Origin of the sequence: Arthrobacter sp. UYP6 (assembly GCF_040547315.1) — a bacterium.
In the GTDB taxonomy this organism is placed as follows: Bacteria; Actinomycetota; Actinomycetes; order Actinomycetales; family Micrococcaceae; genus Arthrobacter_B.
Window position 1 is genome coordinate 165455 of record NZ_JBEPPM010000004.1, and the last position, 25844, is coordinate 191298.

The 25844-nt window shown below is 63.9% G+C and carries 22 protein-coding genes and 1 pseudogene; 11 read left to right on the forward strand and 12 right to left on the reverse strand.

What is annotated here, in order from left to right; all coding sequences use genetic code 11:
* Positions 1 to 8: 8 nt before the first annotated feature.
* From ABIB35_RS05110 to ABIB35_RS05120, 3 genes are all read right to left on the reverse strand, one after another.
* Positions 9 to 545 (reverse strand): MarR family winged helix-turn-helix transcriptional regulator, encoded by a 537-nt coding sequence (locus ABIB35_RS05110; RefSeq protein WP_354179444.1) that lies wholly within the window; start codon positions 543 to 545, stop codon positions 9 to 11.
* Positions 542 to 2236, reverse strand: a complete 1695-nt coding sequence (locus tag ABIB35_RS05115; protein ID WP_354179562.1) for an MDR family MFS transporter — start codon at positions 2234 to 2236, stop codon at positions 542 to 544. The genes ABIB35_RS05110 and ABIB35_RS05115 overlap by 4 nt, the downstream gene beginning before the upstream one ends.
* Before the next feature lie 262 nt (positions 2237 to 2498).
* Positions 2499 to 3104, reverse strand: coding sequence for a malonic semialdehyde reductase (locus ABIB35_RS05120; protein WP_354179445.1), 606 nt, complete (start codon positions 3102 to 3104; stop codon positions 2499 to 2501).
* Positions 3105 to 3977: 873 nt separating this feature from the next.
* Between ABIB35_RS05120 and ABIB35_RS05125 the strand changes: the two genes are divergently transcribed.
* Complete coding sequence (locus ABIB35_RS05125) at positions 3978 to 4475, forward strand: CarD family transcriptional regulator (protein ID WP_354179446.1); 498 nt, start codon at positions 3978 to 3980, stop codon at positions 4473 to 4475.
* Between the two features lie 243 nt (positions 4476 to 4718).
* Here the strand turns inward: ABIB35_RS05125 and ABIB35_RS05130 are convergent, their stop codons facing one another.
* From ABIB35_RS05130 to ABIB35_RS05155, 6 genes are all read right to left on the reverse strand, one after another.
* Positions 4719 to 5738: a protein kinase domain-containing protein gene (locus tag ABIB35_RS05130; protein WP_354179447.1), complete on the reverse strand. Its 1020-nt coding sequence runs from the start codon at positions 5736 to 5738 to the stop codon at positions 4719 to 4721.
* A gap of 76 nt (positions 5739 to 5814) precedes the next feature.
* Positions 5815 to 6435: a TetR/AcrR family transcriptional regulator gene (locus tag ABIB35_RS05135; RefSeq protein WP_354179448.1), complete on the reverse strand. Its 621-nt coding sequence runs from the start codon at positions 6433 to 6435 to the stop codon at positions 5815 to 5817.
* A gap of 77 nt (positions 6436 to 6512) precedes the next feature.
* The gene (locus ABIB35_RS05140) at positions 6513 to 7700 is read right to left on the reverse strand and encodes an NAD(P)/FAD-dependent oxidoreductase (protein WP_354179449.1); all 1188 of its coding nucleotides are present in this window, start codon (positions 7698 to 7700) and stop codon (positions 6513 to 6515) included.
* Between the two features lie 2 nt (positions 7701 to 7702).
* Positions 7703 to 7897, reverse strand: coding sequence for a ferredoxin (locus ABIB35_RS05145; RefSeq protein ID WP_354179450.1), 195 nt, complete (start codon positions 7895 to 7897; stop codon positions 7703 to 7705).
* The gene (locus ABIB35_RS05150; RefSeq protein WP_354179452.1) at positions 7894 to 9066 is read right to left on the reverse strand and encodes a cytochrome P450; all 1173 of its coding nucleotides are present in this window, start codon (positions 9064 to 9066) and stop codon (positions 7894 to 7896) included. The genes ABIB35_RS05145 and ABIB35_RS05150 overlap by 4 nt, the downstream gene beginning before the upstream one ends.
* An 82-nt stretch (positions 9067 to 9148) precedes the next feature.
* Positions 9149 to 10849 (reverse strand): MFS transporter, encoded by a 1701-nt coding sequence (locus ABIB35_RS05155; RefSeq protein ID WP_354179454.1) that lies wholly within the window; start codon positions 10847 to 10849, stop codon positions 9149 to 9151.
* Between the two features lie 305 nt (positions 10850 to 11154).
* On the opposite strand from ABIB35_RS05155, the gene ABIB35_RS05160 reads away from it, so the two are divergent.
* From ABIB35_RS05160 to ABIB35_RS05190, 7 genes and pseudogenes are all read left to right on the forward strand, one after another.
* Positions 11155 to 12171 carry a phosphotriesterase family protein gene (locus ABIB35_RS05160; protein ID WP_354179456.1) on the forward strand — a complete coding sequence of 339 codons (1017 nt, stop codon included), beginning with the start codon at positions 11155 to 11157 and terminating at the stop codon, positions 12169 to 12171.
* Between the two features lie 80 nt (positions 12172 to 12251).
* Positions 12252 to 13187: a phosphotriesterase family protein gene (locus ABIB35_RS05165; protein ID WP_354179457.1), complete on the forward strand. Its 936-nt coding sequence runs from the start codon at positions 12252 to 12254 to the stop codon at positions 13185 to 13187.
* 66 nt (positions 13188 to 13253) lie between these two features.
* Positions 13254 to 14372, forward strand: coding sequence for an FAD-dependent oxidoreductase (locus tag ABIB35_RS05170; protein ID WP_354179459.1), 1119 nt, complete (start codon positions 13254 to 13256; stop codon positions 14370 to 14372).
* 25 nt (positions 14373 to 14397) lie between these two features.
* Positions 14398 to 15324, forward strand: coding sequence for an alpha/beta hydrolase (locus tag ABIB35_RS05175; protein ID WP_354179461.1), 927 nt, complete (start codon positions 14398 to 14400; stop codon positions 15322 to 15324).
* Positions 15321 to 15821 (forward strand): annotated as a pseudogene (locus ABIB35_RS05180) (MBL fold metallo-hydrolase); the annotation flags it as partial. The gene ABIB35_RS05175 and the pseudogene ABIB35_RS05180, both read left to right, overlap by 4 nt.
* 209 nt (positions 15822 to 16030) lie before the next feature.
* Positions 16031 to 16255 (forward strand): hypothetical protein, encoded by a 225-nt coding sequence (locus ABIB35_RS05185; protein WP_354179573.1) that lies wholly within the window; start codon positions 16031 to 16033, stop codon positions 16253 to 16255.
* A gap of 20 nt (positions 16256 to 16275) precedes the next feature.
* Entirely contained in the window at positions 16276 to 18003 is a 1728-nt protein-coding gene (locus tag ABIB35_RS05190; RefSeq protein ID WP_354179463.1) for a CocE/NonD family hydrolase, read from the forward strand.
* A 48-nt stretch (positions 18004 to 18051) separates the two neighbouring features.
* Here the strand turns inward: ABIB35_RS05190 and ABIB35_RS05195 are convergent, their stop codons facing one another.
* The 3 genes from ABIB35_RS05195 to ABIB35_RS05205 are packed head-to-tail and all read right to left on the reverse strand — an operon-like array spanning position 18052 to position 22664.
* Complete coding sequence (locus ABIB35_RS05195) at positions 18052 to 18690, reverse strand: isochorismatase family protein (RefSeq protein WP_354179465.1); 639 nt, start codon at positions 18688 to 18690, stop codon at positions 18052 to 18054.
* 11 nt (positions 18691 to 18701) lie between these two features.
* Positions 18702 to 20573 (reverse strand): hydantoinase B/oxoprolinase family protein, encoded by a 1872-nt coding sequence (locus tag ABIB35_RS05200; RefSeq protein WP_354179467.1) that lies wholly within the window; start codon positions 20571 to 20573, stop codon positions 18702 to 18704.
* A gap of 3 nt (positions 20574 to 20576) precedes the next feature.
* Complete coding sequence (locus ABIB35_RS05205; RefSeq protein WP_354179469.1) at positions 20577 to 22664, reverse strand: hydantoinase/oxoprolinase family protein; 2088 nt, start codon at positions 22662 to 22664, stop codon at positions 20577 to 20579.
* A 249-nt stretch (positions 22665 to 22913) separates the two neighbouring features.
* On the opposite strand from ABIB35_RS05205, the gene ABIB35_RS05210 reads away from it, so the two are divergent.
* The 3 genes from ABIB35_RS05210 to ABIB35_RS05220 are packed head-to-tail and all read left to right on the forward strand — an operon-like array spanning position 22914 to position 25810.
* Positions 22914 to 24131, forward strand: coding sequence for a CaiB/BaiF CoA transferase family protein (locus ABIB35_RS05210; RefSeq protein ID WP_354179470.1), 1218 nt, complete (start codon positions 22914 to 22916; stop codon positions 24129 to 24131).
* Positions 24128 to 25078 carry a hydroxymethylglutaryl-CoA lyase-like TIM-barrel protein gene (locus tag ABIB35_RS05215; protein WP_354179472.1) on the forward strand — a complete coding sequence of 317 codons (951 nt, stop codon included), beginning with the start codon at positions 24128 to 24130 and terminating at the stop codon, positions 25076 to 25078. The genes ABIB35_RS05210 and ABIB35_RS05215 overlap by 4 nt, the downstream gene beginning before the upstream one ends.
* Before the next feature lie 36 nt (positions 25079 to 25114).
* A complete protein-coding gene (locus ABIB35_RS05220) occupies positions 25115 to 25810 on the forward strand; it encodes a GntR family transcriptional regulator (RefSeq protein WP_354179473.1) in 696 nt (231 codons plus the stop codon).
* The last annotated feature ends 34 nt before the right edge of the window (positions 25811 to 25844 follow it).

Below are 25844 nucleotides of genomic sequence, written 5' to 3' on the forward strand. Positions count from 1 at the left end.
TTGGACTGCTAGTTCGCGTCGGCCAGGTCTTTGCCGGGCAGATCAGCACTTTCGCCCTCACATTCAGCTGACGGGAGAGCGGTTGAGGTGCCGCCGGACTTTGCATGCCGCCTGCCCAACCGGCCCAGGTAACCGGCAAACTGATGAAGATCCTCCACAGACCAGGATCCGAGCACCTCAGGATCGAGCATGATTCCGGTTTGGACAGCCTCCACGCGTTCTTCGGCGGCAGCTGTCAGCAGCAATAACCGTGCACGGCCGTCCCGGGGATCCGCCTCAACACTAATCAGGCCGAGCTCCTCCAGCTGCCGCGACTGCCGACTGATGATGCTCTTATCCACCATCAGCATCTCCGCCGCTGCACCGGAGTGCAGCGGCCCTACCCGCTTGAGCAGCTGCAGCACTTTCAAACCGAACAGGGACAGAGCCGGGTCAATGCCCTTGGCGGCGTCGCGCATGCTGGCACGGACAACCTCCGTGAGCAGCCGAAGGTTCTCTTCGACTTCCCGCAGGGCTTCGGCTCGGCTCAGCTCGTGCTGTGTCACTTCGCCCCGTGCTCCTGATTTGTTGTTCCGAGCGGCGAAATCGGGTCCACCAGGGCAACCGCCCCGGTGGCTGCGTCAGCCAAGGCGAGCTCCGCCGGCGACACCTCCGCGGCGGTGCCGGCAACAGGCGTAGCTGCAGCGGTGCCTGCCGCCGCGGGGACGGTGTCAGCAGCGGCCTTCTTCAGCTGTACGGCGTTCTCGCGACCAAGCTTGGCATTAGGAAGGAAGATCACGGCCAGCAGGGTAACGAGAGCCAGCGGCACGCTGTACAGGAACACAGATCCAACGCCGACGCCGTAGGCACGTTCCACCACATTGGCAATGGCTTCCGGAAGCTGGGAGACCTTGGGGATGGTACCGCTGCCCAGGGCGGCGGCAGCTGCTGCCTGGTCGGACGGAGCAAGCGCGCCGATGCCGTCCTTGATCTGGGACGCCACAATGGTGCCCAGCACTGAACCGAGCACGGAGACACCCACGGTGCCGCCGAGGCTGCGGAAGAAGGTGACCGCGCTGGTGGCGACGCCAAGGTTCTTGATCTCAATGGAGTTCTGGACCACCAGTACCAGGTTCTGCATGAGCATACCCAGACCGGCACCGAGGACTGCCATGTAGACGCCCACCAGCACCAGGCTGGTTTCGTAGGTCAGGGTGCCCAGCAGGATGGTTCCGGCAACGGTCAGGACAGCACCGGAGATCATGATGGCTTTCCACTTGCCGGTGCGGCTGATGATCGTACCGAACAAAGTGGAGGAGATCAGCAGGCCTGCCATCATGGGGATGGTCAGCAGGCCGGACTGGGTGGGCGTGGCGCCGCGGGCCAGCTGCATGTACTGGGCCAGGAACACGGAGGTGCCGAACATGGAGACACCCACGGAGATGCTGGCCACGACGGAAAGCGTGAAGGTGCGGTTCTTGAACATGGAGAGCGGAATGATCGGTTCCGGGGACTTGAATTCCACCAGGACGGCGGCGATCAGCAGCAGGGCGGAACCGGCAACCATCAGGAAGGAAGCCAAGGAGGCCCAGCCGAACTGGTTGCCCGCCAGGGTCACCCAGATCATCAGCAGCGAGACGCCGCCGGCAATCAACACGGCACCAAGGTAGTCAATGTGGACCTTGCGCTTGGGGTGCTTGGGCAGGTGCAGGGTCAGCTGCAGCAGGATGATCGCTACGATCGCCACCGGAAGGGCGATGAAGAAATTCCAGCGCCAGCCAAAGGCGTCGGTGACAACGCCGCCCAGCAGCGGTCCGCCCACTGTGCCCACGGCCATAACGGCACCAAAGAGCCCGGCATACTTCCCGCGGTCGCGCGGGCTGATGATGTCAGCCATAATAATCTGGCTCAGCGCGGCGAGTCCGCCGGCTCCGAGTCCCTGGAGTACGCGGAAGACAATAAGCGTGTTGGTGTCCTGCGAGAAGCCGGCCAGAGCCGAGCCAAGCACGAAGATGCCCAGTGCCAGCTGGATCAGCAGCTTGCGGTTGAACAGGTCCGCAAATTTGCCCCACAGCGGCGTTGACACTGTGGTGGCGAGCAGTGTTCCGGTCACCACCCAGGTGTAGGCGGACTGGTTGCCGTCGAGGTCCGAAATGATCAGCGGCAGGGACGTGGACACCACGGTGCCGGCCAGGATCGAGACAAACATTCCGAGCAGCAGGCCGGACAACGACTCCAGCACCTGGCGGTGGGTCATCGTACCGTCGGGCGAGGCCGTCCGCTTAGGCGCTTTGGTCTTTGCGGCTTTCTCGGAAATGGCGATGGGGGGACATTCTTCGGGGGACATCAGGCTCCTGCTAGTAGTTGATTTAGGTCAACTATATAAGTAATTGCCCTTAGTCAACTAATTTGGTGGTGCAGGACACAGGGTCCGGATCCAACGCCAACGGCGACGGCCGCAGCAGCATTGCCGCCGCCGCCGTCGCCGTCGCCGATATTTCTGTCGCTAAACCGCACTGTTAGACCGTGGCCGTAGCGAACTCGTAGTCCAGGCGAGGCAACCGCGGGAACCAGGCGTTCTCGCCGGGCTTGCCAATATTGACCACCATGAAGGTCTGGCGATTCTGGCCGGCATGAAGCGCAGCATCGATTCCAGCGGCGTCAAAGGCACCCATGGGGCCGGCAGTCAGCCCAACGGCACGAACCGCCATGATGAAGTAGGCCGCCTGCATGTGGCCGTTATTGTTGCCCATGACGGAGCGCAGCTCATCGTTGCCGTCGAACATCGCCTTGCGCTCGGCGGCATGCGGGAAGAACACCGGGAACTGTTCGTGCCATTCGGTGTCGAAGCTCAGCACCGCCACCATCGGAGCCGCAGCGGTCTTCGCCTGATTACCCTCGGCCATATACCCCACCAGCTTTTCCCGCGCCTCGACCGACTTCACCCAGGTGATGCGCATGGGCTGGATGTTCATGGACGTGGGTCCGAACTTTGTCAGCTCGTAGATGGCCCGCATCTGCTCGTCCGTCACCTCTTCGTCAGTGAAGGTATTCGCCGTCCGTGCTTCCGTGAAGAGCGTCGAGGGCGGCGCCGTCCAGAACGTATTCGGTGGGGAGATTTTCACTGCTGATATCAATGCTCATGTGCGGAAGGTACCTTTTGCTGGAAATTAGATAGACAGTTCATACAAACGCATTGAGTTCGTTTCTATTCCCGGAGGGGAGCTGCGTGGCACATCTCCGCTGCGGTGCCGGCGCGGTCCGTAGGTGTGAGGCGGGTCTCATGCCGTTTGTCCTCGCCGGAACCAGACTGCCGGTTGCTGAGCAGTTCAGGGACCTGACCGGTTATATGGAACGATGTCTCTGGGTGTACCCGCGTCCCTGAGCACCCGGATAAGGTGATGACCCTTTAGCGATGCGTTGGGTTCCTTCAGCCTGGCCCACCGCTGTGCGGCATACTCTTGAGCGTGGCTTCTCTTGGCTCCCACTGTTTCATCCTTACGATGGCATGAACCCAGTTAGCAGCCATGTCCGCGTAGGCAACGTGTCGTTGATCTATTAATCCGTTGGCTCCGAAATCTGGCCGGTGCCCCGGCTATCCAGCACCTGGAAGACTAGCTCTTCGCATATTGACCAAAGAACCTTCTGATTCCATTTCCTATGTGGCGGCACGCCCCCAGGGCCACCCCGGGTCAGCCGTAAGGATTGCCGGGTACGACTCACATGAGCGGCAGCACACCTCCCGGCGAGGCGGCAGCCCGCGATATTTATTGGCCGCTGGACCCTTAGTCCCCTGCAGACGCAGTGCAGGAGGGCAGGCGTCGGGGTAAAATTGAGTCAGTGCCAGGCTAGCGGGTGTGGGTCCTTACGTCTGCGCCCGCACCTTCAGGCTCGTCGCCGCCACACTCCCAGTGACCCGCTGAAACGATCGTCCCGCTGACTAACAGAAGCGGTCGGGGCGTTGATCCCGGCCTTCACCTTTCTGCCGGAGGTGCCCATTGCCATTTTCCAAGGGCCAGGTCCTGGTCCATCCCCATCACGGCCCTGCCGTGGTCAGCTCATTCCAAACTCACCCGCGTCTAGAAAAGGACTGCATTGTCCTTGAGGTGCAGTCATCCCACTTACTGGTTTGGATCCCCCTTGACAAGGTGGAGCACGTTGGCCTGCGGCCGGTGCTGGATCAAGCCGGTCTGGATTCCCTTTTCTCCGTTCTCAGGGCTCCCGCAGATGAGGAGGATCCCCAGTGGTCCCGGCGGTTCAAAGACAATACCGAAAGGCTGACCACCGGCGACCCCATGGTGGTTGCCGCCGTCGTCCGCAATCTAATGCTGCGCAGCGCCTCGCATGGACTCTCGCAGGCGGAGCGGGAAATGCTCCGGCATGCTCGTCAGCCGCTGTTAACCGAGGTGTCGCTGGCGCTGAAGATCTCGGAGAGCGACGCTTCCGAACTGATCGATGCCGTCTGGTGCGCCGCTACCGAGCCCGAAGCCTCCTAAGCCCCGCAAGCAGACGAACAGACGACGCTATGTGCCGGTGGTGACTGGAACTTGATGGCATGATGTCGGGATGGCACCCCTCACCAAATCCGCCCAAAGGCACCGAAGACAAAAGATCAGCGGGAGCCGCCGACGCCGGTGAAAGCCGAGCAATCACGTAGTCACCGGTGAGGGCGTGCAGCTCGTTATCCGTGGACCAGCCTGTCCCGGCTCACCATCCGTAGCTGGGGCCGGGTCAACTGCCTACGGGCGCCTGTATCCCTCTGCGAGAGCATCGTGCATGAGGGCGCGAAACATCTCGGTCATATAGACAGCGATACTCGCATATTGCGCAATGAGGTCGGCACCGTCCCCGAGTGCGGCTCGAACCGGGTCCAGCGCTGGCGTGCTTGCGTCAGCGGCGGCAGCGCTCAACAGCGCCAGACGCCCCGGACCCGAGGCATAGCCGAGTTCAAACAACGTCCAATGGAACAAGTGCATCAGGGCGGAATCACGGTCGAACCCGTCATGCGTAACCATGGACGCTTCTTCTTCCGCAGTGAGGTCAAAGTCGCGGTGAAGCGCCAAGCCGAAGTCAGTGAGAAGCAGCCTGCCGTCCCGGACAAGGATGTTCCCCGGGTGGACGTCAAAGTGCTGGAATCCCTGGCTGTTCATCCACGCCGTGGCTTTCAGGAGCTGGTCGACAACTTCCGGGAATACCGTTGCCCCAGTGCCCTCGACCAGGCTCCTGCGGATCCAGACGCCCAGTGTCTCGGGCACGTATTCAAGGAAGAGCACCATGCTTTTGGACGCGTCCTTTATCGCGGCAAGCTTGCTCTGAAGTTGAGGCCAATGTGGCCCCCACTGGCGTGGAGAAGTATCTCCGTCAAACTCACTGAGGTCCGCCTTGCACTTCACATCGAGGGCTCGCCAGCTGAGCAGGAGTGGGAAGAAGTCCACCGCGCCCGTGCTAACCCATTCGGACGTCGCCTGATGTGCTGCCAGTTCCCGCCCGACCGCATGGGTAGGGCTTCCGATCCCATAGTGGGAAACGAAGGGAAGCTGGAGCCGACTGGCAGTGGCGCTCGGATCCGCTTCCTCGATGCTTGTCAGTGGGAGCTGCTTCACAAACACAGTGGTTTCACCAAGGCGAATTATCTTAGTCGTTCCCCCAATACCGACGCCTACTGGAGCAGAATTATCGATATGCATCCGCATATAGGCGTCGTCCAGATTGTCGAGAATTGACGAGATGTCTCGGGCTTCATCTACACGGTCGGTCATCACTACACACTAGGGGACCGGACACGTTCCATGACCTGGCCCTGCGACTCACACCGTTCGGGCGATCATATTCTGCTCAGGAGTGCTGGTCAGCGCACAGCAGATGATGCCAGCTGTCGGCGAGCACCTCAAGGGCATGCTCCCGGTTGGGTTCGAACCTGCGGCGGGTCCAGAGCGTGGCCACGTAGTCCAGCTGCGTGTAGGCGAGGGTGCCCCGAATATGCCGCGTCTGAGCCGGAAACCGCCCGGCCAGTTCCATGCCGCGGACCATGTCGGAGATGACCTCTTCGTTCCAGGCTTCAAGCAGGATGCGCACCTCGGTATCCACGGCGGCCGCGTCACTCAACACATCCAGGTAAGGACGGAACACCGGCCACAGGGCCGCACGGGATTCGATCCAGGCGAGAATGCCCGGCTGTTCGCCCGCCTTGACGACGTCCACCAGTTCGGCTTCAGTCGAGGGCTGTCCCGGGTCGTTGCTGCGGTCCAGGACGTCGTTGACCCGCGCCATGAAGTCCTTCATAAGATCGGTGCGTGAAGGGTAATAGGCGTAGAACGTCACCCTGGTGGTGCCGGCCGCCGCAGCGATCTCGTCGATCGTTGTTGCGGCATATCCCTTGGCCGTAAACAGCTCCAGGGCGCGCTCAACAATGGTGTCGCGGGTCAACTGCTTCTGGGCTTCTCGCAGTGACGGCATGGGAACCACCCTAACAGCCGGGGGATGGAAGATCCGACTGCGGGTGGCTTCCCGCTTCCCTGTCATCCGGTCACCGGTCAGAGGGCCGCAGCCGTCACGGCCGACCGCCCCAGCGTTGCAGATCCTGTCTGCGCAAGCCGGCGCAGCTTCGGCACCGGGATCCGGTAATTGAGGGCGGCAGCGGTTCCGCCGCCGTTACCGTGTTCCCACCGCAGCAGCATCGATCCCACGCCCTTTCCGGGCTCGGCGAAGTCCGGGGCGCCGGACACCGGGGTAAACCCGGCCGCTTTCAGCGACAGGCCGAAACCTTCGGTCCAGAAATACGGCGTGAGGTCCAGCTCCGGCGCCTCGTCTCCGTGCAGCAGTCCGCCCGCAGCCGCCTTGGCCGAGTCGATGGCGCTGGTCCACAGCGGCACCCGTCTCGGTCCGTTGGGCGTCGGAAAGGTGGCCACGTCGCCGGCGGCAACGATGCTTGTACGGACACGGCCCCGCGAGTCGGCATGCAGTTGCCCGCCAACAAGCAGCCCGGAGCCTTCCAGCCACTCCACGTTGGGCGCATCACCGATGGCAGTGACCACCAGTTCGGCGTCGAGCGCGGTGCCGTCGGCGAGGAGGACACGCGCACCGGCCGGCGAGGAGGTAATCCGGGCCTCGCCGCCAGTGACAATCCGAAGCCCCTTGGAGAGGGCGGCAGCTGTGAAGATGCCGGACAAGTGATTCCCCAGCTGCCGGGAGAGCGGCGGCACATCGGCGACGAGCGTCACCGCACAGCCAACCTCCAGGCAGCCCGAAGCCACTTCCATCCCCAGCGGGCCGCCGCCAATCACAACCACCGAAGGGCGGGTGGCAACGGAACGCTTCAGTTCTATTGCGTCCTCGATGGTTCGCAGCGTCAGTTCCCTGCAGGGGTTTTCCTCCGCAGCGAGATCCGGGGTGAGCCACCGGGCCCGGGCACCCGAAGCGATCACCAACCCGTCATAGGGCAGTTCGCCGCCGCCGCCGAGGCGGACTACCCCGCGGTTGACGTCGAGGCCTGCAGCGCTCTGCCCGAGCAGCTCCACGGCACCATGGGTTGGTGCCGGCAGCTCATGGGCGCTGAGGTCGGCGTCCGCGTGAAGCAGCGCCTTGGACAGCGCAGGACGGCTGTAGGGCTGGTGCGATTCAGCGCCGACCACCGTCAGCTCCCCGTCGAAGCCACCCGCGCGCAGGGAGTCGCAGGCAGTAAGCCCGGCAATGCCGTTGCCAACCACAACAATGCGGCGCATTTTCACGACGCCGCCAGCCGCAGTGCAGCAACGGGACAGACCCGCGCCGCAGCCTTGGCAAGTTCAGCATCGGAACCGTCGACGTCGGGCACATCAATAATCAGGTCGCCGTCGTCGTCGAGGTGCATCAGGCTGGGAGCCGCTTCCTCGCAGAGGCCGTGGCCTTCGCAGCGGGGACGGTCAAGTTCGATCCTCATGTAGCCACCACGTCAATGATGCGCAGGGTCTCGTGGCTCCTGGTGATATTGCTTGGCACCCGGGCCTCCTCGGCAATCGTCATGGTCCTCACGCTGCGCGCCAAGGCTCCGAGGACGGCATGCCCCTCGAGCCTGGCCAGGCCCTGGCCGGCGCATCCGTGCGGGCCGTACCCGAAGGCGAGGTGGTCCACCGGGTTCCGGGTGACGTCAAAAACATCCGGATCCGTGTAGTGGCGCGGGTCGCGGTTGCCGGCACCAAAGAGGATGCCCAGCTGGGCTCCGGCCGGCACCGTCAGTGAATCGATCTCCACGTCGCGGGTGGCGGTGCGGCCCCAGATATGGATCGGTGCCCAGTACCGCAGGACTTCGGCAAAGGCTCCCGGTACCAGCTCCGGGTTGTTACGGACCAGTGCCAGCTGCTCAGGATGGCGGCCGAACAGCGCCACGATGTTTCCGATCGAGGCGATGGTGGTGTCCACGCCTGCACCGAGGTACTGATGGATGATGTGGCCGGCCGCACCCGAGGGAATGTCCCCGCGGGTTTCGGCGTCAAAGATTCCGCGGCCAATCGAACCGGGTGCCAGGTCCTCGGCGGTGACCGAGGAACACCAGCCGTAGAGCTCCCCCGCGATGGGAAAACTCTCCTGGGTGCGCTGGTTCAGCGGCCCCAGGACCTGCATCGCGGCCTGGCCCCACCGCAGCATGTTCTCCTTGACATGCCCCGTGAAGCCAATCAGGTCAGCCACAATTTCCAGTGGGAAGGCGCGGGCCAGGGCATCCACGGCGTCGAAGCTTCCGCCGGCCGCCAGATCGCTGACAAGACGATCGGCCTTCTCATCAATAGTGACCTTCAGTCCACGCAGGGCCCGCGGTGTCAGGTTCGCCGACAGCGTGGCCCGCAGCTGGGTATGGATCGGCGGGTCGGAGGCCAGCGACGTGCCCTGCAACGCCTCGTTCACCATCGGGTTGAAGCCCAGGGACGCGGAGGAAAAGTCCGCCGGGTCGCCGAGCACATCACGGATGGCGTCATACCGCGTAAGGACGTACAAATCATTCTTCGGCAGGTAAACAACACCGGCCGTTTCACGCAGCACGGTGTATGTCGGGTAGGGGTCCAGCAGGATGTCGTCGGCCCAGATGTCGACGTCTGATTCAAGGGGTACTGCCATAATGCTCTCCTAAGGGTGGTGCGTTCTGATCGATGCTGCGGTGTGCTAGATGGTGCGTTGCGCTCCGGCGAAGCCAAAGCCCTCAGTGTGCGACGACGGCTTCGGTGTTGGCTTCGGTGGTTTCCAACACGTCATCGGGTGCCGAGGAGCGGCCGGAGATGAAGAGGGTGAGGACCGCGGAAACCAGGGCCGCGATGCCGGCCGTCAGGTACACAGCTTGGAAGCCTTGGCCCAGGGAGGTTCCCGCGGCACCTTGGATCTGCTGCTGGGCCGAGGTCAGGGACTGGACCATACGGTCCACTGCCGCAGGCGGTGCCCCGCCGGCCTGCACCTGGCCGGTGAACGAGGTGATGACATCCTGCCAACCCGAGAGGTAGCCAAGCGGCGGCACGTTGGAGAGTCCTTCCACGGCGGCTCCGGGGAGCCCGGTACCGCTGAGGATTCCGGCCAGGGGGGCCGCGAAGACCGAGGCACCGATGCCGAAGGCGATGGCGGAGCCGATGACGGGGCCGAGGGCGAAGCCCAGGTCACGCAGGAGGTTCGTCGTCGCGGAGGCCATGCCGATGTTGTGTTCATCAACGGTGTTGATCGCCACGGAGGTGACGGAGCCAACGGTGAGCGCGAAGCCGATGCCCAGCATCAGGAGCGGCAGCATAAACGTGGTCCACGGGGAACCGCCAAAGGCCTCCGGGGTGCCCAGGGAGAAGGTTGAAAGCCAGAAGCCGGAGACAGCCATAAAGGTGAAGCCCGCCGTGAGCACCCAGCGCGGCGCCACGTGATGGATGAGCCATCCCACCACCGGGATAAAGATGAAGGCAGGTCCCTGGATGAACACGAACAGCACGCCAACCTTCCAGGTCTCGGCCAGGGCCAGTCCCCCGACAACAACGCTGGTGCTGTAGCAAACCGCAAGGAAGGCGAACATTCCGCTGACGGCGACGGCCCCGGTGATCGAGTACGCCCTGTTCTTGAAGAGCGAAAGGTGGATGAGCGGCTGGGCTGTCCGCATCTCGATGACGATGAAGAGGCTAAGCAGGATGCCGCCGGCAACATAGCTGGCGATGACCTCCCGGGCGCCGAACCCCGAATCGACGGCCCTGACGGTTGCGAAGAGGACAGCGATGAGCCCAAGTGCCAGGGTGGCCTGGCCGGGCAGGTCGAGCCGGCGCCCTTCGGGGCCCGCGGAGTCCTTCGCCCGGGTGGCGGCGAAAAGTACGAAAACGGCAACCGCCGCAGCAATGAAGTACGCCACGCGCCAGCCGCTAAACTCGTTCGGTGCTCCTGCCCCGGCCCCGGGCACGGTGAAGAGCTGTGCCGTGAGTCCGGAGAGGACCGGGGAAATGACCGCACCGAGCGAGAGGAAGCCGGCCCAGGTGGCGATGACCCGTGCCCGTGCCCGGGGGTCCGGCGTGATCGCGGCGATCAGAGACAGCGAGATGGGGAAGAGGATGCCCGCCCCGATACCTCCGATGGCCTGCGCCGTGATCATGATCCCGGTGCTGGGGGCCACGGCGGCCAGGACGGATCCGATAATGCTCAGCGCGGCACCGCCGTAGAGCAGTTTCCTGCGTCCGAACAGGTCACCCAGGAGGCCCCAGCTGAGCTCGAATACCACCACGCCCACCATAAAGATGCCCGCGATCCAGGTCAGGCCGGCACCCGAGGTGTGGAACTCTGCGGCAAAGGTGCCGTTCAGGGCACCGGGCAGGGCGTTGGTCATCTGTGCGAGCGTGACCGCACTGTAGGCAGCCAGGAACGTGGCCCGGCTTGAACCTGTGCTCATCGTCAAGCTGTTTTGACTCATCTGGTGAAACTCCCTTGTTTCCGGTCGGCCCTCCGGGCAGTCATTGTGACTGGCGTCACTGAGACAGTCTGGAGTCAAGCTTTACGTGATGTCAATAGATTCAACTAACTGATTAATAAGTGAGCGGTGCGCACAGGTTCCGTGTGAAATCGAACAAATATACGTGACGTCCGCTTTCTTGACATTGCGTAAAGTTATCTGTGATGCTGGGCACACCCAACGGGAGCGAAGGTCCGCACAAGCCGGCCCCCGCATCCGTATTCCCAGCTCCAAAGGAGAGGCCAGTGAGCCACCTCGCAGGCATCGACGTCGCCAGCACGTCCCCCAACGCCGTCCTGAACACCACCACCGTCAACACCGTCCTGGGGCCCGTCCCTGCCCGCGATCTGGGGGTGGTTGGAGTTCACGAGGCGCTGCTGTCAGTGGTTCCCGGCGCCCAGTACGCCCCAGACATCAGCATGGACCGGGCGTCGATCTTCGGGATCCTTGCCGGCAAGCTGACGGATTTCCGCAGCCACGGCGGCACAACCATCGTGGACAGCACCGGCATGTTCCACGGCCGGGACCTCCCGCTGTACGAGGCGCTGTCCCGTAGCACCGGGGTGCACATCATCGCCTCAACAGGCATGGGTCCGGAAGAGATGCTCGGCGGCTATTTCCTGACCCCGCAGACTAACCCGCCCACACCGTGGCCGGCCGAAAAATTCGCCGACCTTTTCACGAAGGAGGTCACCGAGGGCATGGTGGTTCCCCGGGTTGAACGGCGGGCTGCCGCCGGATTGGTGGCCACCGTAGCCGACCGCAGCGGTATGACTGCGACGGAGGAGAGCCTCTTCCGCGGTGCGGCCCGGACCGCGGCAGCCACCGGCGTGCCGGTCTCGATCAGGTTCGGAAGGGACGCCCTCCATGACCTGGGGATCGTTCTGGACGAGCAGCTTCCGGCAGACCGCGTGATGGTCGGCGGGCTTGACCGCCGCGACGCGGCCGGCGCGGCCCTTGAAGTAGCCAGCCGCGGAGCCTACGTGGTCCTGGACCATGTAGGCCTGAACGACGACGACGGCTATGTCACCGACCGGGAGCGCGCCGCCCTGGTCATCGAACTTGCCGGGGCCGGACACGCCAACCGGATCCTGCTCTCTGCCAATGCCATCGGTGTTGCCAAGGGGCAGCCGGATTACGATCTGCCGTTCAGCCACGTCCTGTCCACGTTTATGCCTCTGCTCACGTCGCTGGGACTTAGCGACGAGGATGCCAGACACATCCTGGTGGACAATCCGCGGGACCTGCTGTCGGTCCGCTGAAGCCGTGTCCCGGAATGTCTTCCGCGCAGATAAATGAACTTTCTAATTTTGAGGTGAACGTGTTGTCGAAGGTAAACACTGTGCTGGGAACAATCCCGGCCGAAGAACTCGGAATCGTAGCCATCCACGAGCACATCGGCTATGGTATGCCCGGGTCCGAGCTGGACTCCAAGTGGTGGAAAACGCCAGAGCAGGCGTACGAGGAGACCGTGCCCAAGCTGCGCCGTTTCCACGAAAACGGCGGCGGGACCTTTGTTGACGCCACCGGCATCTGCAACGGCCGCGACATTGACTACTACAAGTCCCTGTCAAGGAAGACCGGCGTCCACATCGTGGCCTGCACCGGCTTTGTCGGCGGTGACACCGCACTGCCGCATTTCTCCCGGGCGTCCGTGGACTATCTGGCGAAGGTCTTTGTCCACGAAATCACGGTCGGTATCGGCGACACCGGCAGCCGCGCCGGCGTCATCAAGGTTGGCGTTAGCCGGGGCGGCCGCATGACGGATCTGGACAAACGCATCTACCGTGCGGCTGCCCGTGCCGCCGTCGTCACCGGCGTGCCGATCCTCACCCACCTGGCCATTGATCCCCAGCCGGCAATCGATATCTTCGCCGAAGAGGGCCTGCCGCTGGACCGGGTGCTCTTCGGGCATGCCGACGACGGACTCAACGCCGCGGACACGCCCAGCGAATGGATTATGGGCCGGGGCGGCCGGATCGGCTTCGATACCTTTGGTTACGAAACAGAGCTTCCTGACCCGCCGTTCTGGGCCCGCCCCCGCAAGGAACGCCTGGACCATTTCCTGAACCTTGTAGAAAAGGGTCATCTGGACCAGCTGCTCGTCTCCGCCGATGCCAACTGCAGCCCGCTAGGCTGGCCCGGCGTCAAGGGCCACACGGTCAACTACATTTTCGAGACCCTGATCCCGGATCTGCAGCTCAACGGCCTGGACGAAGCGCAGATCAAGCGCATCTTCATCGATAATCCGGCCGAATTCCTCTCGATCCGCGCCTGAATCCGCGGACCTTCCCAGCATTACTGACGGTGCAGCGACGCACCGGATAGCAGAAAGCGAAAAAACATGAAGATTTCTGAATTCAAGGACCTGAATATTGCGATCATCGGCGGAGGATACGGCGGCGCCGCCGCAGCCATCGCGTTGCAGAGCATCGGCGCGGAAAACGTCCATGTCTACGAGCAGGCTCCCGCCTTTGGCCAGGTGGGCGCCGGAATCGGCCTGCGTCCCACCACTGTTGAGCTGTTCCGCCAGTGGGGCATCTTCGACGCCATTGCGGCCGTGAGTGCGGCCAGCGATCATCTGGAGATTGTCACGGCCGACGGCAAGATGGTTTTGGCTCAGGAGGAATGGCCGGAGCTGCACGGTTTCGCGCAGACCAACCACACCCGCATCATTCACCGCGGTGACTTCATTGAAGCCCTGTTCGGTGTGCTGCCCCCGGAAATGGTGCACCTCGGTTACCAGCTCAGCGGCATCACAGACCACGGGAAGCAGTCCACGCTCGCCTTCACAAACGGTGAGAGCGTCACCGCTGACCTGGTCATCGGTGCCGACGGCATCCGCTCCCTGGTCCGCCAGCAGCTGTTCACGGACAAGGCACCGGTCTTCGCCGGCGAGCATGCCTACCGCACCGTGATTTCGCTGGACGATACCTTTGACCTGGTCACGGACGACAATCCCCGCTTCTACATCGCCCAGAACGGCACTGTGGCCTACAACCTGCCGCTGCGTCACCGCAACCAGGTGTCCTACGACATCACCGCCTGTTCCGAGGACGACACCTGGGCGCCGATCATCACCAATGAGTACCTCGTTACGCTGCTGGAGGGCTTCGACGAGCGGATCGTGGACATTGCCCGCAACCTTGATATCAGCCAGGTCACCAGCCGTTCCGTCTACGACATTGATCCCGTGGATCTTTGGCACACCGATTCCGTCACGCTGCTGGGCGACTCGGCGCACGCCATGCTCCACCACCAGGGCCAGGGCGCCAACTCCGCCATCCAGGACGCCGGGGCACTGGCCGACGCCCTGCTGGCAGCCGACTCCGTTCCGGCAGCCCTAGCCCTGTTCCAGGCCAACCGCAAGCCGCTCACCGATGAGCTGCAGCGTCTCTCCCGTCTGGGCTGGACCCCGGAGTCCGCAGAAGTTGCGTTCCCGGAACAGTCCGCCGCCAAGTAACAACGCAAAACTGCAAGGACAAGCTATGACCATCCATCCCGAAATTGCCAAGATCCTGGCCACCCTGCCGGCTCCGCCGGAAGGGCCCCTCAACCCCGGGGCCATGCGCGCCGGTGAAGCGGCCCAGGTTCCTCCTCTCGAGGAGCGGCTGCCGCTGCACAACGTGGAAAACAGCACCGCCTCCACGGCGGCCGGCGACGTCCCCGTCCGGATCTACACCCCGGTTGACGCGGACGACTACGGCCTGGTCGTGTATTTCCACGGCGGAGCCTTCTTCCTGGGCAGCCTGGACACCCACGACCATGTGGCACGGTCGCTGGCCAGGGAGACCGGCTGCAAGGTCATCTCCGTGGACTACCGCCTGGCACCGGAAGCTGCTTTCCCGGCCGGGCTGCAGGACTGCTACGGCGTCCTCCGCTGGGCGGCTGAAAACGGCGGGACCCTGCGCTGGAACGGACGAACCCTCGCCGTCGCCGGCGACAGCTCCGGCGGCACCTACGCGGCTGCCGTTACCGCAATGGCCAAGGATGACGGTTTCGCCGGCATCACCCATCAGGTCCTGTTCTACCCGTCGCTGGACCTGGATTTCGATGTCGACCGTTACCCGTCCATGCGGGAAAACGCGGAGGGATACGGCCTGGAAACCGCCGGCCTCAAGCCCTTCAACGCGTTCTACCTGGACAACGGCGCAGACCCGGCAAACCCGCTGGTCTCCCCCATCAAGCGCACGGACCTCACCGGGCTCCCCCCTGCTTTGATCATCACCGCCGAGCACGACCCGCTGCGCGATGAGGGCGAGCTGTACGGCAAGCGCCTGCAGGAGGCCGGGGTCAAGGCCACGGTGACCCGCTATGCGGGGGCAAACCACGGGTTCGTGGCAAACTTCTCCTGGATTCCGGAATTCTACGGGCCCTTCGAACAGACCCGCGATTTCCTGCACGGCATCCGATGACAGCCGCCGTCCATCCGCTGGTCTCGCCGTGGGGCCGGTTCGGTCTCTACAGCTATTTCATTGACGCACCCGAGCCGGCCATCGTTGACACCGGCATCGCGTCGTCCCCGGCCGAGGGCCTGATTCCGGCACTGGAACAGCTCGGACGGAGCGTCGACGAGGTCCGCTGGATCCTGCTCACGCACGGACACATTGACCACCTCGGCGGGGCGAAGGCCCTGTGGGAGCTCACCGGGGGCAAGGCTCAGGTGGTCATCCACGAAGCGGACGCGCCGCTGCTGCGGTCCCGTCAGGCCCATGTGGATGAGTATGTGCAGGGCCGGAGCCGGTATCTGGATAATCCCGACGGCGTCCGCCAGCAGGCGGCAGCCGCCCAGGCCGTCATCTCCGGGGAAATGGAGCCGACGGTCCTGGTCCGGGGCGGAGAGACGCTCTCCCTCGGCGGCGGCGTGACGGTGTCCGTGCACAGCGTTCCCGGCCACACTCCCGGTTCCGTGGCCTATGCGCTGGACGGCCAGAATGCGGTGTTCGTGGGTGATGCGGTGCAGATCCACGGCGCAGCAAACCGGTTCCCGGCTACACGGATCCGGATGCCTACCGCTCGTCCCTGGAGTACCTGCGGGACGGGCTGCGCCCGAAAAACCTCTATCTGGGACATCCCTACCGCGGCGCGGACGGCGAGCCCTTCGGCGTCGAGCTGGACGGCGTGCAGGCCCAGCGTGCCCTGCGGGAAAGCCTGGACCTTGAAGCCCGCATCCGGAACACCGTCCACCCGTATCTGGTGGACGGCCTTGAGGAAACGGACTCCGTCTACTCACCGTTTGCCGGTGCGGCCCGGGAACTGGGATATGAGGGCGACCCCACCCTGGAACCATCACCGTTTTTCACTACACTGCACGGCTACCGCACGCAGTTTCGCCACAAGCCCTGACAGAGGAGATTTCCAACATCATGACCGAGTACCAGATGATCAACGCGGGCGGAGCACAGATCGCCGTCCGCAAGAACCTCCGGGTCCCCATGCGCGACGGCGTTCTCCTCGCCGCGGATGCCTACGAGGGTGAGGCGGACAAGCCCCGCCCCGCCCTGGTGGCTCTGAGCCCCTATGGCAAGGAACTGCAGGCACTGGCGCTGACCATGCCGCCGCAGCGCCGGCCCAGTCCCATGTGGGACGGCTGCATCGAGGCCGGTGACATAGCCCGGATCGTGAAGGAAGACTACGTCCACGTCATCGGCGACCTGCGCGGCTCCGGCCACTCCGAAGGCGAACACATCGGCAACTACAACGCCGGCGGAGTCTCCCTGGGCGAGGACGCCTATGACTTCATTGAATGGGTGGCCGAGCAGCCCTGGTGCGACGGCAACGTGGGCATGGTGGGGATCTCCTACTTCGGATCGATGCAGGTGCTGGCCGCCGCTGAACGCCCGCCGCACCTGAAGGCCATCTTCGTCTCCGGCGGTCACTACGACTTCTACGAGACCACCTATCACGGCGGCGTCATGTGGTTCATGCCGCGGGCCGCCCGAGAAGGCCGCGGCGGAGACTCCGGCTGGGCGTTCACCGACCGGGTGAAGTCCCGCATGTTGGAGAAGCACTCCCCCGGCGAGATCGAGAAGCTGGTTGCCGAGCGCCTGGCGGACCCCGACGTCGCCGCCTGGCCCAATCTGGTGCACGTGCTGAACTACCCAACAAATCATGAGGCCTGGTTTGACATCGTGATGAACGACGTCGACGGCGACTGGTACGAGGAGCGCAACCCCATCACGCTGGCGCCGAACATCGACATCCCGGTCTGGCTGCAGCTGGACCAGGGCCGCGGCTGGACTCTGGACGGCACGATCGAGCTCTTTGACACCCTGTTGGGCCCGAAGAAACTGGACATCGGACCCTACCCTCCCATGCAGTCACGCCCGTTCATCGAAGAGCACGACAAGATGTTCCGCTGGTACGACTATTGGATCAAGGGCATCGACAACGGGGTCATGGACGAACCGGCGGTGAGCGTCTTTGTGGAGGGATCACGGGAGGTTGTTACCGCTGAGGCCTGGCCGCCGAAGGACGTTGAGTATAAGCCGCTGTATCTGCGCACCCGCCGCAAGCTCTCGGCCGAACCGGAGCTGATGGATACCGGGTACGCCGCCCCGGACGGCTTCTACCAGGCGCCGCTGACAGTCACGGACAAGGTGGAGATCCTCTCCTGGTCCACTGACACGTTCGAGGAGCGTACGGAAATGATCGGCACCGGCGCGGCGCATCTCTTCGCCGAGATCGACCAGCCGGACACCAACTTCATCCTCCGGCTCTGGGACGCCGCACCGAATGGCAAGCGCCAGCTGATCACCACCGGCTATCTCAAGGCCTCGCACCGGGAGCTCGATACCGAGCGCACCACCGAGGGAAATCCGTACCATCCGCACACGCGGTCGGTTCCGGTGGAGCCGGGACAGGTCGAAGAGTACGTGGTGCGCCTGTATCCGTTCGCGAACACCTTCCTGCCCGGGCACAAGCTGGTGGCGGAGCTTTCCAATGCCGAACCGCTGGCCGATGAGCACAACGCACTTCTGCCCCCCGATGCCTTCCACCTGCCCGTCGGCCGTCCGGTCATGCACAAGATCTACCGCGACGCCGGGCATCCCTCGCGGCTCGTGCTTCCGTTCACCCGGCCCGCCGAGCACTAACGGGACGCCTGACGGAACCCCGGACCCCTAATGGTGTCCGGGGTTCCGTCACGTTCCTCCCTCTCCCTCGCCGGGACGCACAGTGCGCAGATACTCAAGCACGTCCGGGCTCTGAAGGACTTCGGCGTACTTCGCCTGCAGGTCATACAGGGACGCTTCGTGGACCGACGGTTCACGGTCACCCACCCCGTCACGGACAACAAGCGGAATGAAACCGTTTTGGATGGCATCCACGGCTGTGGCCCGCACGCATCCGCTGGTGCTTGTCCCCACAATCACCACGGTGTCCACGCCCCGGGCACGGAGGGTGGAGGCCAGGGTGGTGCCAAAAAAGGCACTGGCGTACTGCTTGACGATGACGGTTTCCTGCTCTGTTGGCGCCACCTCCGGCATGGGCTGGCCCGCAGGTGTGTCACCCATCAGCATTTGCAGCGCCGGAACCTTCTTGATGAAAATCCCTCCGTCACTGCCGTCGGCCCCGTAACGCACCACCGTGTGAAGCACCGGAACCGAGTTCCGGCGGGCAGCGGCGATCACCTCGGCGGCAACCGTCAGGAAGGCGGAGGACGGAAGGCACAACGGGCTATGCGGATCGAAGTAAGCCAGCATGAGGTCAACGGCGAGCACCGCAGGCGTCCGGCCCGGCGCCAGTTTTCCGTCGAAGCCGGCTGCGAAATCCCTGCGCATCAGGTGTTCCGTCATACTGCCACCGGAGGCTGCGGGGCCGGCAGCCCTGTTTCTTCGAGGCTGTTGGCCAGCAGTGTTGCCAGGTCCCCGCCCCGGTCAAAGAGCGGAAGGGGTTCCTCCCGGCTCGCCCTGAGCCCGGCGCGGAGCTCTTCCGTTGCGGCTGCATCAAGGGCACCGTCTTCACTGCAGACGACGCCGTACCTGCGCGCGCCGTCCGCGCTCACCAGGCCCCTGCGCACTTCCTTGCAGACCAGTTCGGGATCACGTGCCAGCGGATCACCCCAGCCGCCGCCTCCCCACGTGACAAAGTGCAGCACATCCCCGGCCTGCACCGCCACGTCATGGACCTTGCTTTGCAGCACCACCATGGTCCCGTCGGCTTTTTCCAGCCATTTCCGGCCGCGCGCCCCCGGCTTGCCGCCGCGGACACCCCACGGGTAGGTGAGCCAGCGGTCATCGTGGATGGCGATGGTTCCCGGTTCGAGGAACCGGTACGACACGTCCACTCCGTTGCCGCCGCGGTGCAGTCCGGCACCGCCGGTGTCCGCCACTGTTTCCCAGCGGTCAACGATCAGCGGAAAATACGACTCCAGGTATTCACAGGGAATATTGACGAATGAGGGCCACAATGAATGCCCGTCGGGGCCGTCACCCACAGGTCGGCCCGGAATGCCGCCGAAGCCGATGGAATACAACTGGAACCATTCACCCTTGCGCTCCCCCTCGGTGTAGTTCCCGGAATACATGAAGTGCGGTGAGGAGGAAAAGCCTGCACCGTTCAGCAGATCCGGATTGGCCTGGCCGAGAAGTCCGCCAAACAGATCAAAAAGCCGGCCGATTCCGTGGTTCCGCCCGTTGAGGGCCGCCGGGTAGGCGGGCTTCCAGAAGGACTTTTCCGGAATTTCCACGTCCACGAGGGGATAGAAACCGTCGTTCCAAAGGATCTGGGGGTCGGCAACGGTGATCATGTAGATCCCGAAGAACATCCGGATCAGGTTCTCGTTGATGTAATAGTTGATGGGCCTTTGCGCCTGGGGGCTGCTGCCGGTGAGGTCGATCAGTACTTTCTCCCCGGTGCGGGTGATCGTCATTGTCAGTTTGTACGGTCCGTATCCGCGGCCGTCGTCGTCAATGTAATCCGTGAAGGAAAGCGGCTTTCCTTCCTCGAACACGGCAGCCAGCAGTACCTTCATGGCCCGGTAATTCCGGTCCAAAAGCTCATCCAGGGCCGACGTGTAGGTGTCAACACCAAAGCGGGTGCACATCTCCTGCACCCGGCGCGACGCCGTCCGGCAGGCGGCCACAATTCCGTTGAGATCCGCCCGGTTCCAGTCCGGTTTACGCACCTGGTTCAGGATGATGCCCAGCGAAACTTCGTCCCGCTCCCCTTTGCGGTAAAGCTTGAAGGGCGGAATGATCACGCCTTCCTCGAAGATGGTCCGCGCATCCGTGGGCATGGAGGCCGGCGTCTTGCCTCCCACATCCGACATGTGCCCAAACTGCGACGCCCAGCCCACAATCCTGCCCTCAAAGAAGATCGGCATGACCACCAGCCAGTCGTTGGCGTGGCTAATGGCTGCACCGCAGGAGTACGGGTCCGACGTCATCAGCACATCGCCCTCTTCGATCGTGCCCTCAAAATTCTCCAGGAAATCCGGAATGGACAGACCAAACTGGCCCACAATCATTTTGCCGGCCGGGTCCGCGATCAGCGGGAATTCGTCATGCTGTTCACGAATGCCGGGGCTGAGCGCCGTCCTGAAGAGCGTCTCGTCCATTTCATAGCGGGCGCTGCGCAGCGCATTTTCGATCAAGTCGAGGGTAACGACGTCCACCTCCACTTTTGTGAGGGGACCGGTGGGATTCTCAATGAGCCGTGCCATCGTTCAGTCCTTTGCAGTTGCGTCGAGCGGGCGGATGAGCAGGCTCCCCTGCGGATGGACCGTGGCCGTGTGTCCCGGGAGGACCATGGTGGTGGAGTCCATTTCGGTGATGACGGCGGGACCGGCCACTACGTTGCCGGAGAGGAGCAGGTTCCGGTCATAGATGAAGGCCTCTGCCGGCTGGCCCTGAATCCAGATGTTCCGCCTGCCCGTGACCGCGGCCGATGCATCGGTGCCGCCCGTTTCCAAGGTGACGGATGCAACGCCGGGCCGGGGACCGTTGACGGTCACCCGTGCAGTGACCAGTTCATGCTCGTTGTCCAGCAGGAAGGCGAACAACCGCTCGTGCTCAGTGTTGAAGGACGTCCGCAGGGCATCGAGCCCGGTTCCGCCGGTGCTCCCGCTGCCGTTGAAGGCGTTCCGCTGCACTTCAACGGGAATCTCGAACCCCTGGCCGTAGTAGCGTAGGTCCGCGGAATAGCCCACCGTGAGGTCTGCTGCGTCCAGGCCTGCCTCCAGCAGGGTTTCCATGGCGCTGGCTTCGAGCTCTTCAAAAAGGTCAGCCAGCTTGGAGTCGCTCAGTTCGGAGAACGGCCGCACCAGCGTGCGGGCGGATTCGTTGCGCAGGCTGGTCGTGGCGTCGCCGTACGCTGCCAGCACACCCGGGGAGGGCGGAATGATGACCGGCCAGGCGCCGGTGAGGATGCCCAGCGCGTTTGCGTGCAGCGGCCCGGCCCCGCCAAAGGCCATCAGGGAAAAATCACGCGGGTCAAAGCCCTGTTGGGTGGAGACCAGTTTAAGGGCGCCGTAGATGTTCTCGTTGACAATGTTGATAATCCCCTCGGCTGCCGCTTCCACGCTGTCCAGGCTCGTCGCATCAGAAATGACCTGCACGGCGGTCCGCGCCGCATCGGCGTCGAGCCCCACCTCTCCGCCGGCCAGCTGGGCGGGCAGGTAGCCGAGCACCACGTTGGCGTCAGTAACGGTGGGTTCGGTTCCTCCCCTGCTGTAGGAAGCGGGCCCCGGTGTGGCGCCGGCGGACTGCGGCCCGACCCGCAGGGCCTGGGTCAGCGGCGGCACGTGCGCTATGGACCCGCCGCCGGCGCCCACTGTGCGCACGTCCACCGAGGTGGCGCGCACCGTCAGGTCACCCACCCGGGTTTCCCTGCCAATCCTTGGGGCCAGGCCCTGGACCAGGGCGACGTCGGTGGAGGTTCCGCCCATGTCGAAGGTCAGGAGGTTGGTGAAGCCGGCCTGCTCGCCAGCCCACACCGCTCCGGTAACACCTCCTGCCGGTCCGGAAAGAAGCAGGGAGACGGGATTCTCCGAGGCGATTTTTCCGGAGACCCGCCCTCCGTCGCTGCGCAGGATAGACAGGGTCGCATCAATATCCGCGGCACCGAATTTATCCTCCAAGTTGCCCACGTAGCGTGACACCATGCCCTGGACGTAGGCGTTTGCCACCGTTGTGAGGGTTCTTTCGTATTCGCGCAGCTCCGGGAGGATCACCGAGGAACGGGAAATAGGGATTCCCGGCAGTTCCTCCAGGGCAATTTCATGGATGCGGCGTTCGTGGTCACCGTTGGCGTAGGAGTTGATCAGGCTGATGCTGAGCGCCTCTATGCCCTTCTTCTTCAGCTTGCCCAGCTGGATCCGAACGTCCTCCTCGTCCAGAGGCGTCAGGACGGTTCCGGCTGTGGTGACGCGCTCAATCACCTCCACCGTGTCCTCCAAATCGGCCAGCGGTTCCGGCTTCGGCCAGATAATCCATCCCGCCAGCCCGCCCGGCACAAAGGACCGCCCAATCTGCAGGATCTGCCGGAACCCCCGTGTTGTCACGAGCCCTACACGGGAGCCCTTCTGCTCCAGGATCGCGTTGGTGGCCACAGTGGTCCCGTGCAGGATCTCCCGCACCTCTGACGGCGCAACCCCTGCTGCCAGACACGCCTGCTCCACGCCATGGAGCACCCCGATTGACTGGTCTTGCTGCGTCGAGGACGTCTTGTATCTGTGGGTCTCACCGGTCTGCTCGTTTATCAGCAGAATGTCGGTGAAGGTGCCTCCGACATCAACTCCTAGCCGAAACGTCATCGCTTCTCCTCGATAGATGGTTTTCATTGGCGGACAACGGGTCAGGCAGGCGTGAACGCAGAGTGGATGTTGATTGCCGAAAGCGTAGGTTCACCGATCTATTGCGTCAAGAGAGTTGCATACAGTCTTTGAAAAAACCCGGCGACCGCCCTTGACTGCCCGTCACGCAGCTGGAAAGTTGTATGCAACTTCGATTCCCCGCTTTTTGGGAGCAACGGAGTTCCCGGCGCGTTCCTGAGGAGATACGGCATGGCAAAGCAGCATTCAGAGCAGGTGGCCTTGGGACCTTTGGTCGGGCTGCGGGTCGTGGAGGTGGGCCAGTTGCTGGCAGGTCCCTTCTGCGGACAGATGCTCGGAGATATGGGTGCCGATGTCATCAAGATCGAAGACCCCCAAAAGGGTGATCCGCTGCGCCAATGGGGGCGTGACCTCCCCCAGGGACAGTCGCTCTGGTGGTCCGTCGTGGGACGGAACAAGAAATCCGTGACCCTCAATCTCCGCGAAAGTGAGGGCCAGGAGCTGGCCCGGAAGCTGATGTCATCCGCTGACATTGTGGTGGAGAACTTCCGCCCAGGGACCATGGAACGCTGGGGGCTGGGCTATGAGGATCTTCAGGCGACCAACCCCGGGCTGATCATGGTGCGCGTGTCCGGCTTTGGGCAGGACGGCCCCTACTCCCAGCGCGCGGGCTACGGCGCCATTGGCGAAGCAATGGGCGGACTCCGGTACGTGGTGGGAGATCCCTCCACACCGCCGTCGCGGGTGGGTATTTCCATTGGTGACACGCTGGCGGCACTGTTCGCCACCATTGGCGCGCTGGCAGCCCTGCGCGAAAGGGAGGTCAGCGGACGGGGCCAGATTGTGGATTCCTCCATTTACGAAGCCGTCCTGGGCGTGATGGAATCCCTGGTGCCCGAATGGCAGATCGCCGGCTATCAGCGCGAACGTACGGGAGCCGTTCTTCCCAATGTGGCACCCAGCAACGTCTACCCCACCAAGGAGGGTGACTGGATCCTCATTGCAGCCAACCAGGACACCGTCTTTACCCGGCTGGCCCGGCTCATGGGACAGCCGGAGCTGGCGGAGGATCCCGACTACGCCACGCACGGCGCCCGGGGGAAACGCCAGGCGGCCCTGGACAACATCATTGCCGAGTACACCTCCACCCGGAGCAGTGATGAACTGGAGGCACTGCTGGCGGAGCACGGCGTTCCGGCGGGACGAATCTTCCGGCCCGCTGATATGTTCACGGACCCGCAGTATCTGGCCCGCTCCTCCATTGTCACCGTTGAGCATCCGGTCCTTGGCGGGGTGTCCATGCAGAATGTCTTTCCCAGACTGAGCCGCACCACCGGCACCGTCCGTTGGCCCGGGCCCGCCCTGGGGCAGCACACCGAGGAGGTCCTTGCGGAAATCGGTGTCAGCGCCGGGGACCTGGCTGCACTGCGTGAGCGGGGGCTGAGTTGAGCATTCCGGGGTTGCCGGACGCCATCCGCCTGGTTGAAGTGGGCCTGCGCGACGGCCTCCAATCCGTTCCCGCGCCCGTCCGCACCGAGGACAAGGTTGAGGTGGTGCACCTGCTCATCGAGGCCGGGGTCCGGGAAATCGAAGCCGTCTCCTTTGCCTCCCCCAGGGTGCTGCCCCAGCTCGCAGACGCAGCCGATGTCATGGCCGCCGTGCCCAGGGTGCCGGGAGTCCGGTACCGCGGGCTTGCCCCGAACCTGTTGGGTGCCCGGCGGGCGGCTGACTGCGGACTGGACGAACTTGCCGTGGTGGTTTCCGCAGATGAAGAGGTGAGCCGGCGCAACCAGCGGCGAAGCGTGGAGCAGATGCTGGCAGACCTTGAGGAGATCGGGAAGCTGGCGGAGGCATCAGGACTACGGCTCGTGGTTGCGGTGGCCTGCGCCTTCTTTGCCCCTGCCCGGGGGCCGGTAACGCGGGCTGAACGGCTGCGCGTTGTCCACGCCGCTGTGCAGGCCGGGGCCGCCGGCCTGTATCTTGCGGCCACCTCCGGCGAAGAACATCCCGGTGAAATGTATGACGGGATCAGCGAGGTCCGGGATCTTTACCCCGACCTTGACGTGGGCGTCCATCTACACAACCGGAACGGCTTTGCCCCGGCCAACGCCCTTGCCTCCATGCTCGCCGGCGCTTCCTGGCTGGAGGGTTCGTTTGGCGGGCTGGGCGGTGACCTGTGGTTTCCCGGCGATCCGTCGGTCCTGGGAAACGCCGCGCTGGAGGACCTTGTGCACCTTTGCGATGGCCTGGGAATCGAGACCGGAATCGATCTGGCGAAGTACCGGAAGGTCACTGACCGCATGGTGGAACTCACGGGCCGCCCCTCAGCCTCATTCGTCACGCGCGGCGGGACAAGGTCCGATCTGGCAGCGGCGAGCTGGCCGGCCCGCACCTGAGGCGGCCGACCCAACGGAAGGAATAGGCTGGCAGTCATGGAATCGATCTCACCTGCCGCCGTCGCGGGCCTGCCCGGAAGTGATGAAAGCGCGTATGAGCAGGTGCATGCGCTGATCGCTTCGGGTGATGTGGCCCCGGGGTCCTGGCTGCGGGAGAAGAACCTGGCGGAGCGTGTAGGCGTGAGCCGCACCCCCATCCGCGAAGCGCTGAAGCGGCTCGCCGCCGAAGGCGTGGTGGAGATCAGCCGCAATAAGGGCGCCCGTGTAGTCTCCTTCACCCCGGAGGACCTGGCCGGGCTGTACCAGGCGCGGGCTGTCTTTGAGCCGCATGCCACACTACTGGCCGTTCCCCGACTCACGGAGAACGACGTCGATCGGCTGGCAGATCTGACGGCCGCGATGGAGGAGGCGGTGGCGTCTGGAACCACCAGTGGGCTGGGCGCCCTAAACAAGGACTTCCATGAAGTCTTCATTGAAAGATGCGGCAACGGCCATTTTGCCTCCACCCTGCGCACGCTGATGCGGCCCGCCGTCGTCGCCCATACTTTCCGGAATTACAGTCCCGATGCCCTACGGCGCAGCATGCACCACCACGCTGAACTGGTCCTGGCAGCACGGACGCGCGACGCTGAATGGGCTGAGTCCATCATGCGCTCCCACATTCTTGCCGCAAGGAACGCGGTGGGAGGCGCCGGCACCGACCAGGTCTCCCCGGAGCCGGCCGGCAGCTGATACGCCGGAGGGCGGGCACCGTATGGTGCCCGCC

Excerpts from the sequence above, each read along its gene's own strand:
- ABIB35_RS05130 (WP_354179447.1), bottom strand. The coding sequence starts at position 5,738 with ATGACCGACCGTGTAGATGAAGCCCGAGACATCTCGTCAATTCTCGAC.
- ABIB35_RS05195 (WP_354179465.1), bottom strand. The coding sequence starts at position 18,690 with ATGCGCAGGGATTTCGCAGCCGGCTTCGACGGAAAACTGGCGCCGGGC.
- ABIB35_RS05190 (WP_354179463.1), top strand. The coding sequence starts at position 16,276 with ATGACCGAGTACCAGATGATCAACGCGGGCGGAGCACAGATCGCCGTC.
- ABIB35_RS05145 (WP_354179450.1), bottom strand. The coding sequence starts at position 7,897 with ATGAGGATCGAACTTGACCGTCCCCGCTGCGAAGGCCACGGCCTCTGC.
- ABIB35_RS05170 (WP_354179459.1), top strand. The coding sequence starts at position 13,254 with ATGAAGATTTCTGAATTCAAGGACCTGAATATTGCGATCATCGGCGGA.
- ABIB35_RS05200 (WP_354179467.1), bottom strand. The coding sequence starts at position 20,573 with ATGGCACGGCTCATTGAGAATCCCACCGGTCCCCTCACAAAAGTGGAG.
- ABIB35_RS05140 (WP_354179449.1), bottom strand. The coding sequence starts at position 7,700 with ATGCGCCGCATTGTTGTGGTTGGCAACGGCATTGCCGGGCTTACTGCC.
- ABIB35_RS05210 (WP_354179470.1), top strand. The coding sequence starts at position 22,914 with ATGGCAAAGCAGCATTCAGAGCAGGTGGCCTTGGGACCTTTGGTCGGG.
- ABIB35_RS05150 (WP_354179452.1), bottom strand. The coding sequence starts at position 9,066 with ATGGCAGTACCCCTTGAATCAGACGTCGACATCTGGGCCGACGACATC.
- ABIB35_RS05155 (WP_354179454.1), bottom strand. The coding sequence starts at position 10,849 with ATGAGCACAGGTTCAAGCCGGGCCACGTTCCTGGCTGCCTACAGTGCG.
- ABIB35_RS05135 (WP_354179448.1), bottom strand. The coding sequence starts at position 6,435 with ATGCCGTCACTGCGAGAAGCCCAGAAGCAGTTGACCCGCGACACCATT.
- ABIB35_RS05175 (WP_354179461.1), top strand. The coding sequence starts at position 14,398 with ATGACCATCCATCCCGAAATTGCCAAGATCCTGGCCACCCTGCCGGCT.
- ABIB35_RS05220 (WP_354179473.1), top strand. The coding sequence starts at position 25,115 with ATGGAATCGATCTCACCTGCCGCCGTCGCGGGCCTGCCCGGAAGTGAT.
- ABIB35_RS05115 (WP_354179562.1), bottom strand. The coding sequence starts at position 2,236 with ATGACCCACCGCCAGGTGCTGGAGTCGTTGTCCGGCCTGCTGCTCGGA.
- ABIB35_RS05205 (WP_354179469.1), bottom strand. The coding sequence starts at position 22,664 with ATGACGTTTCGGCTAGGAGTTGATGTCGGAGGCACCTTCACCGACATT.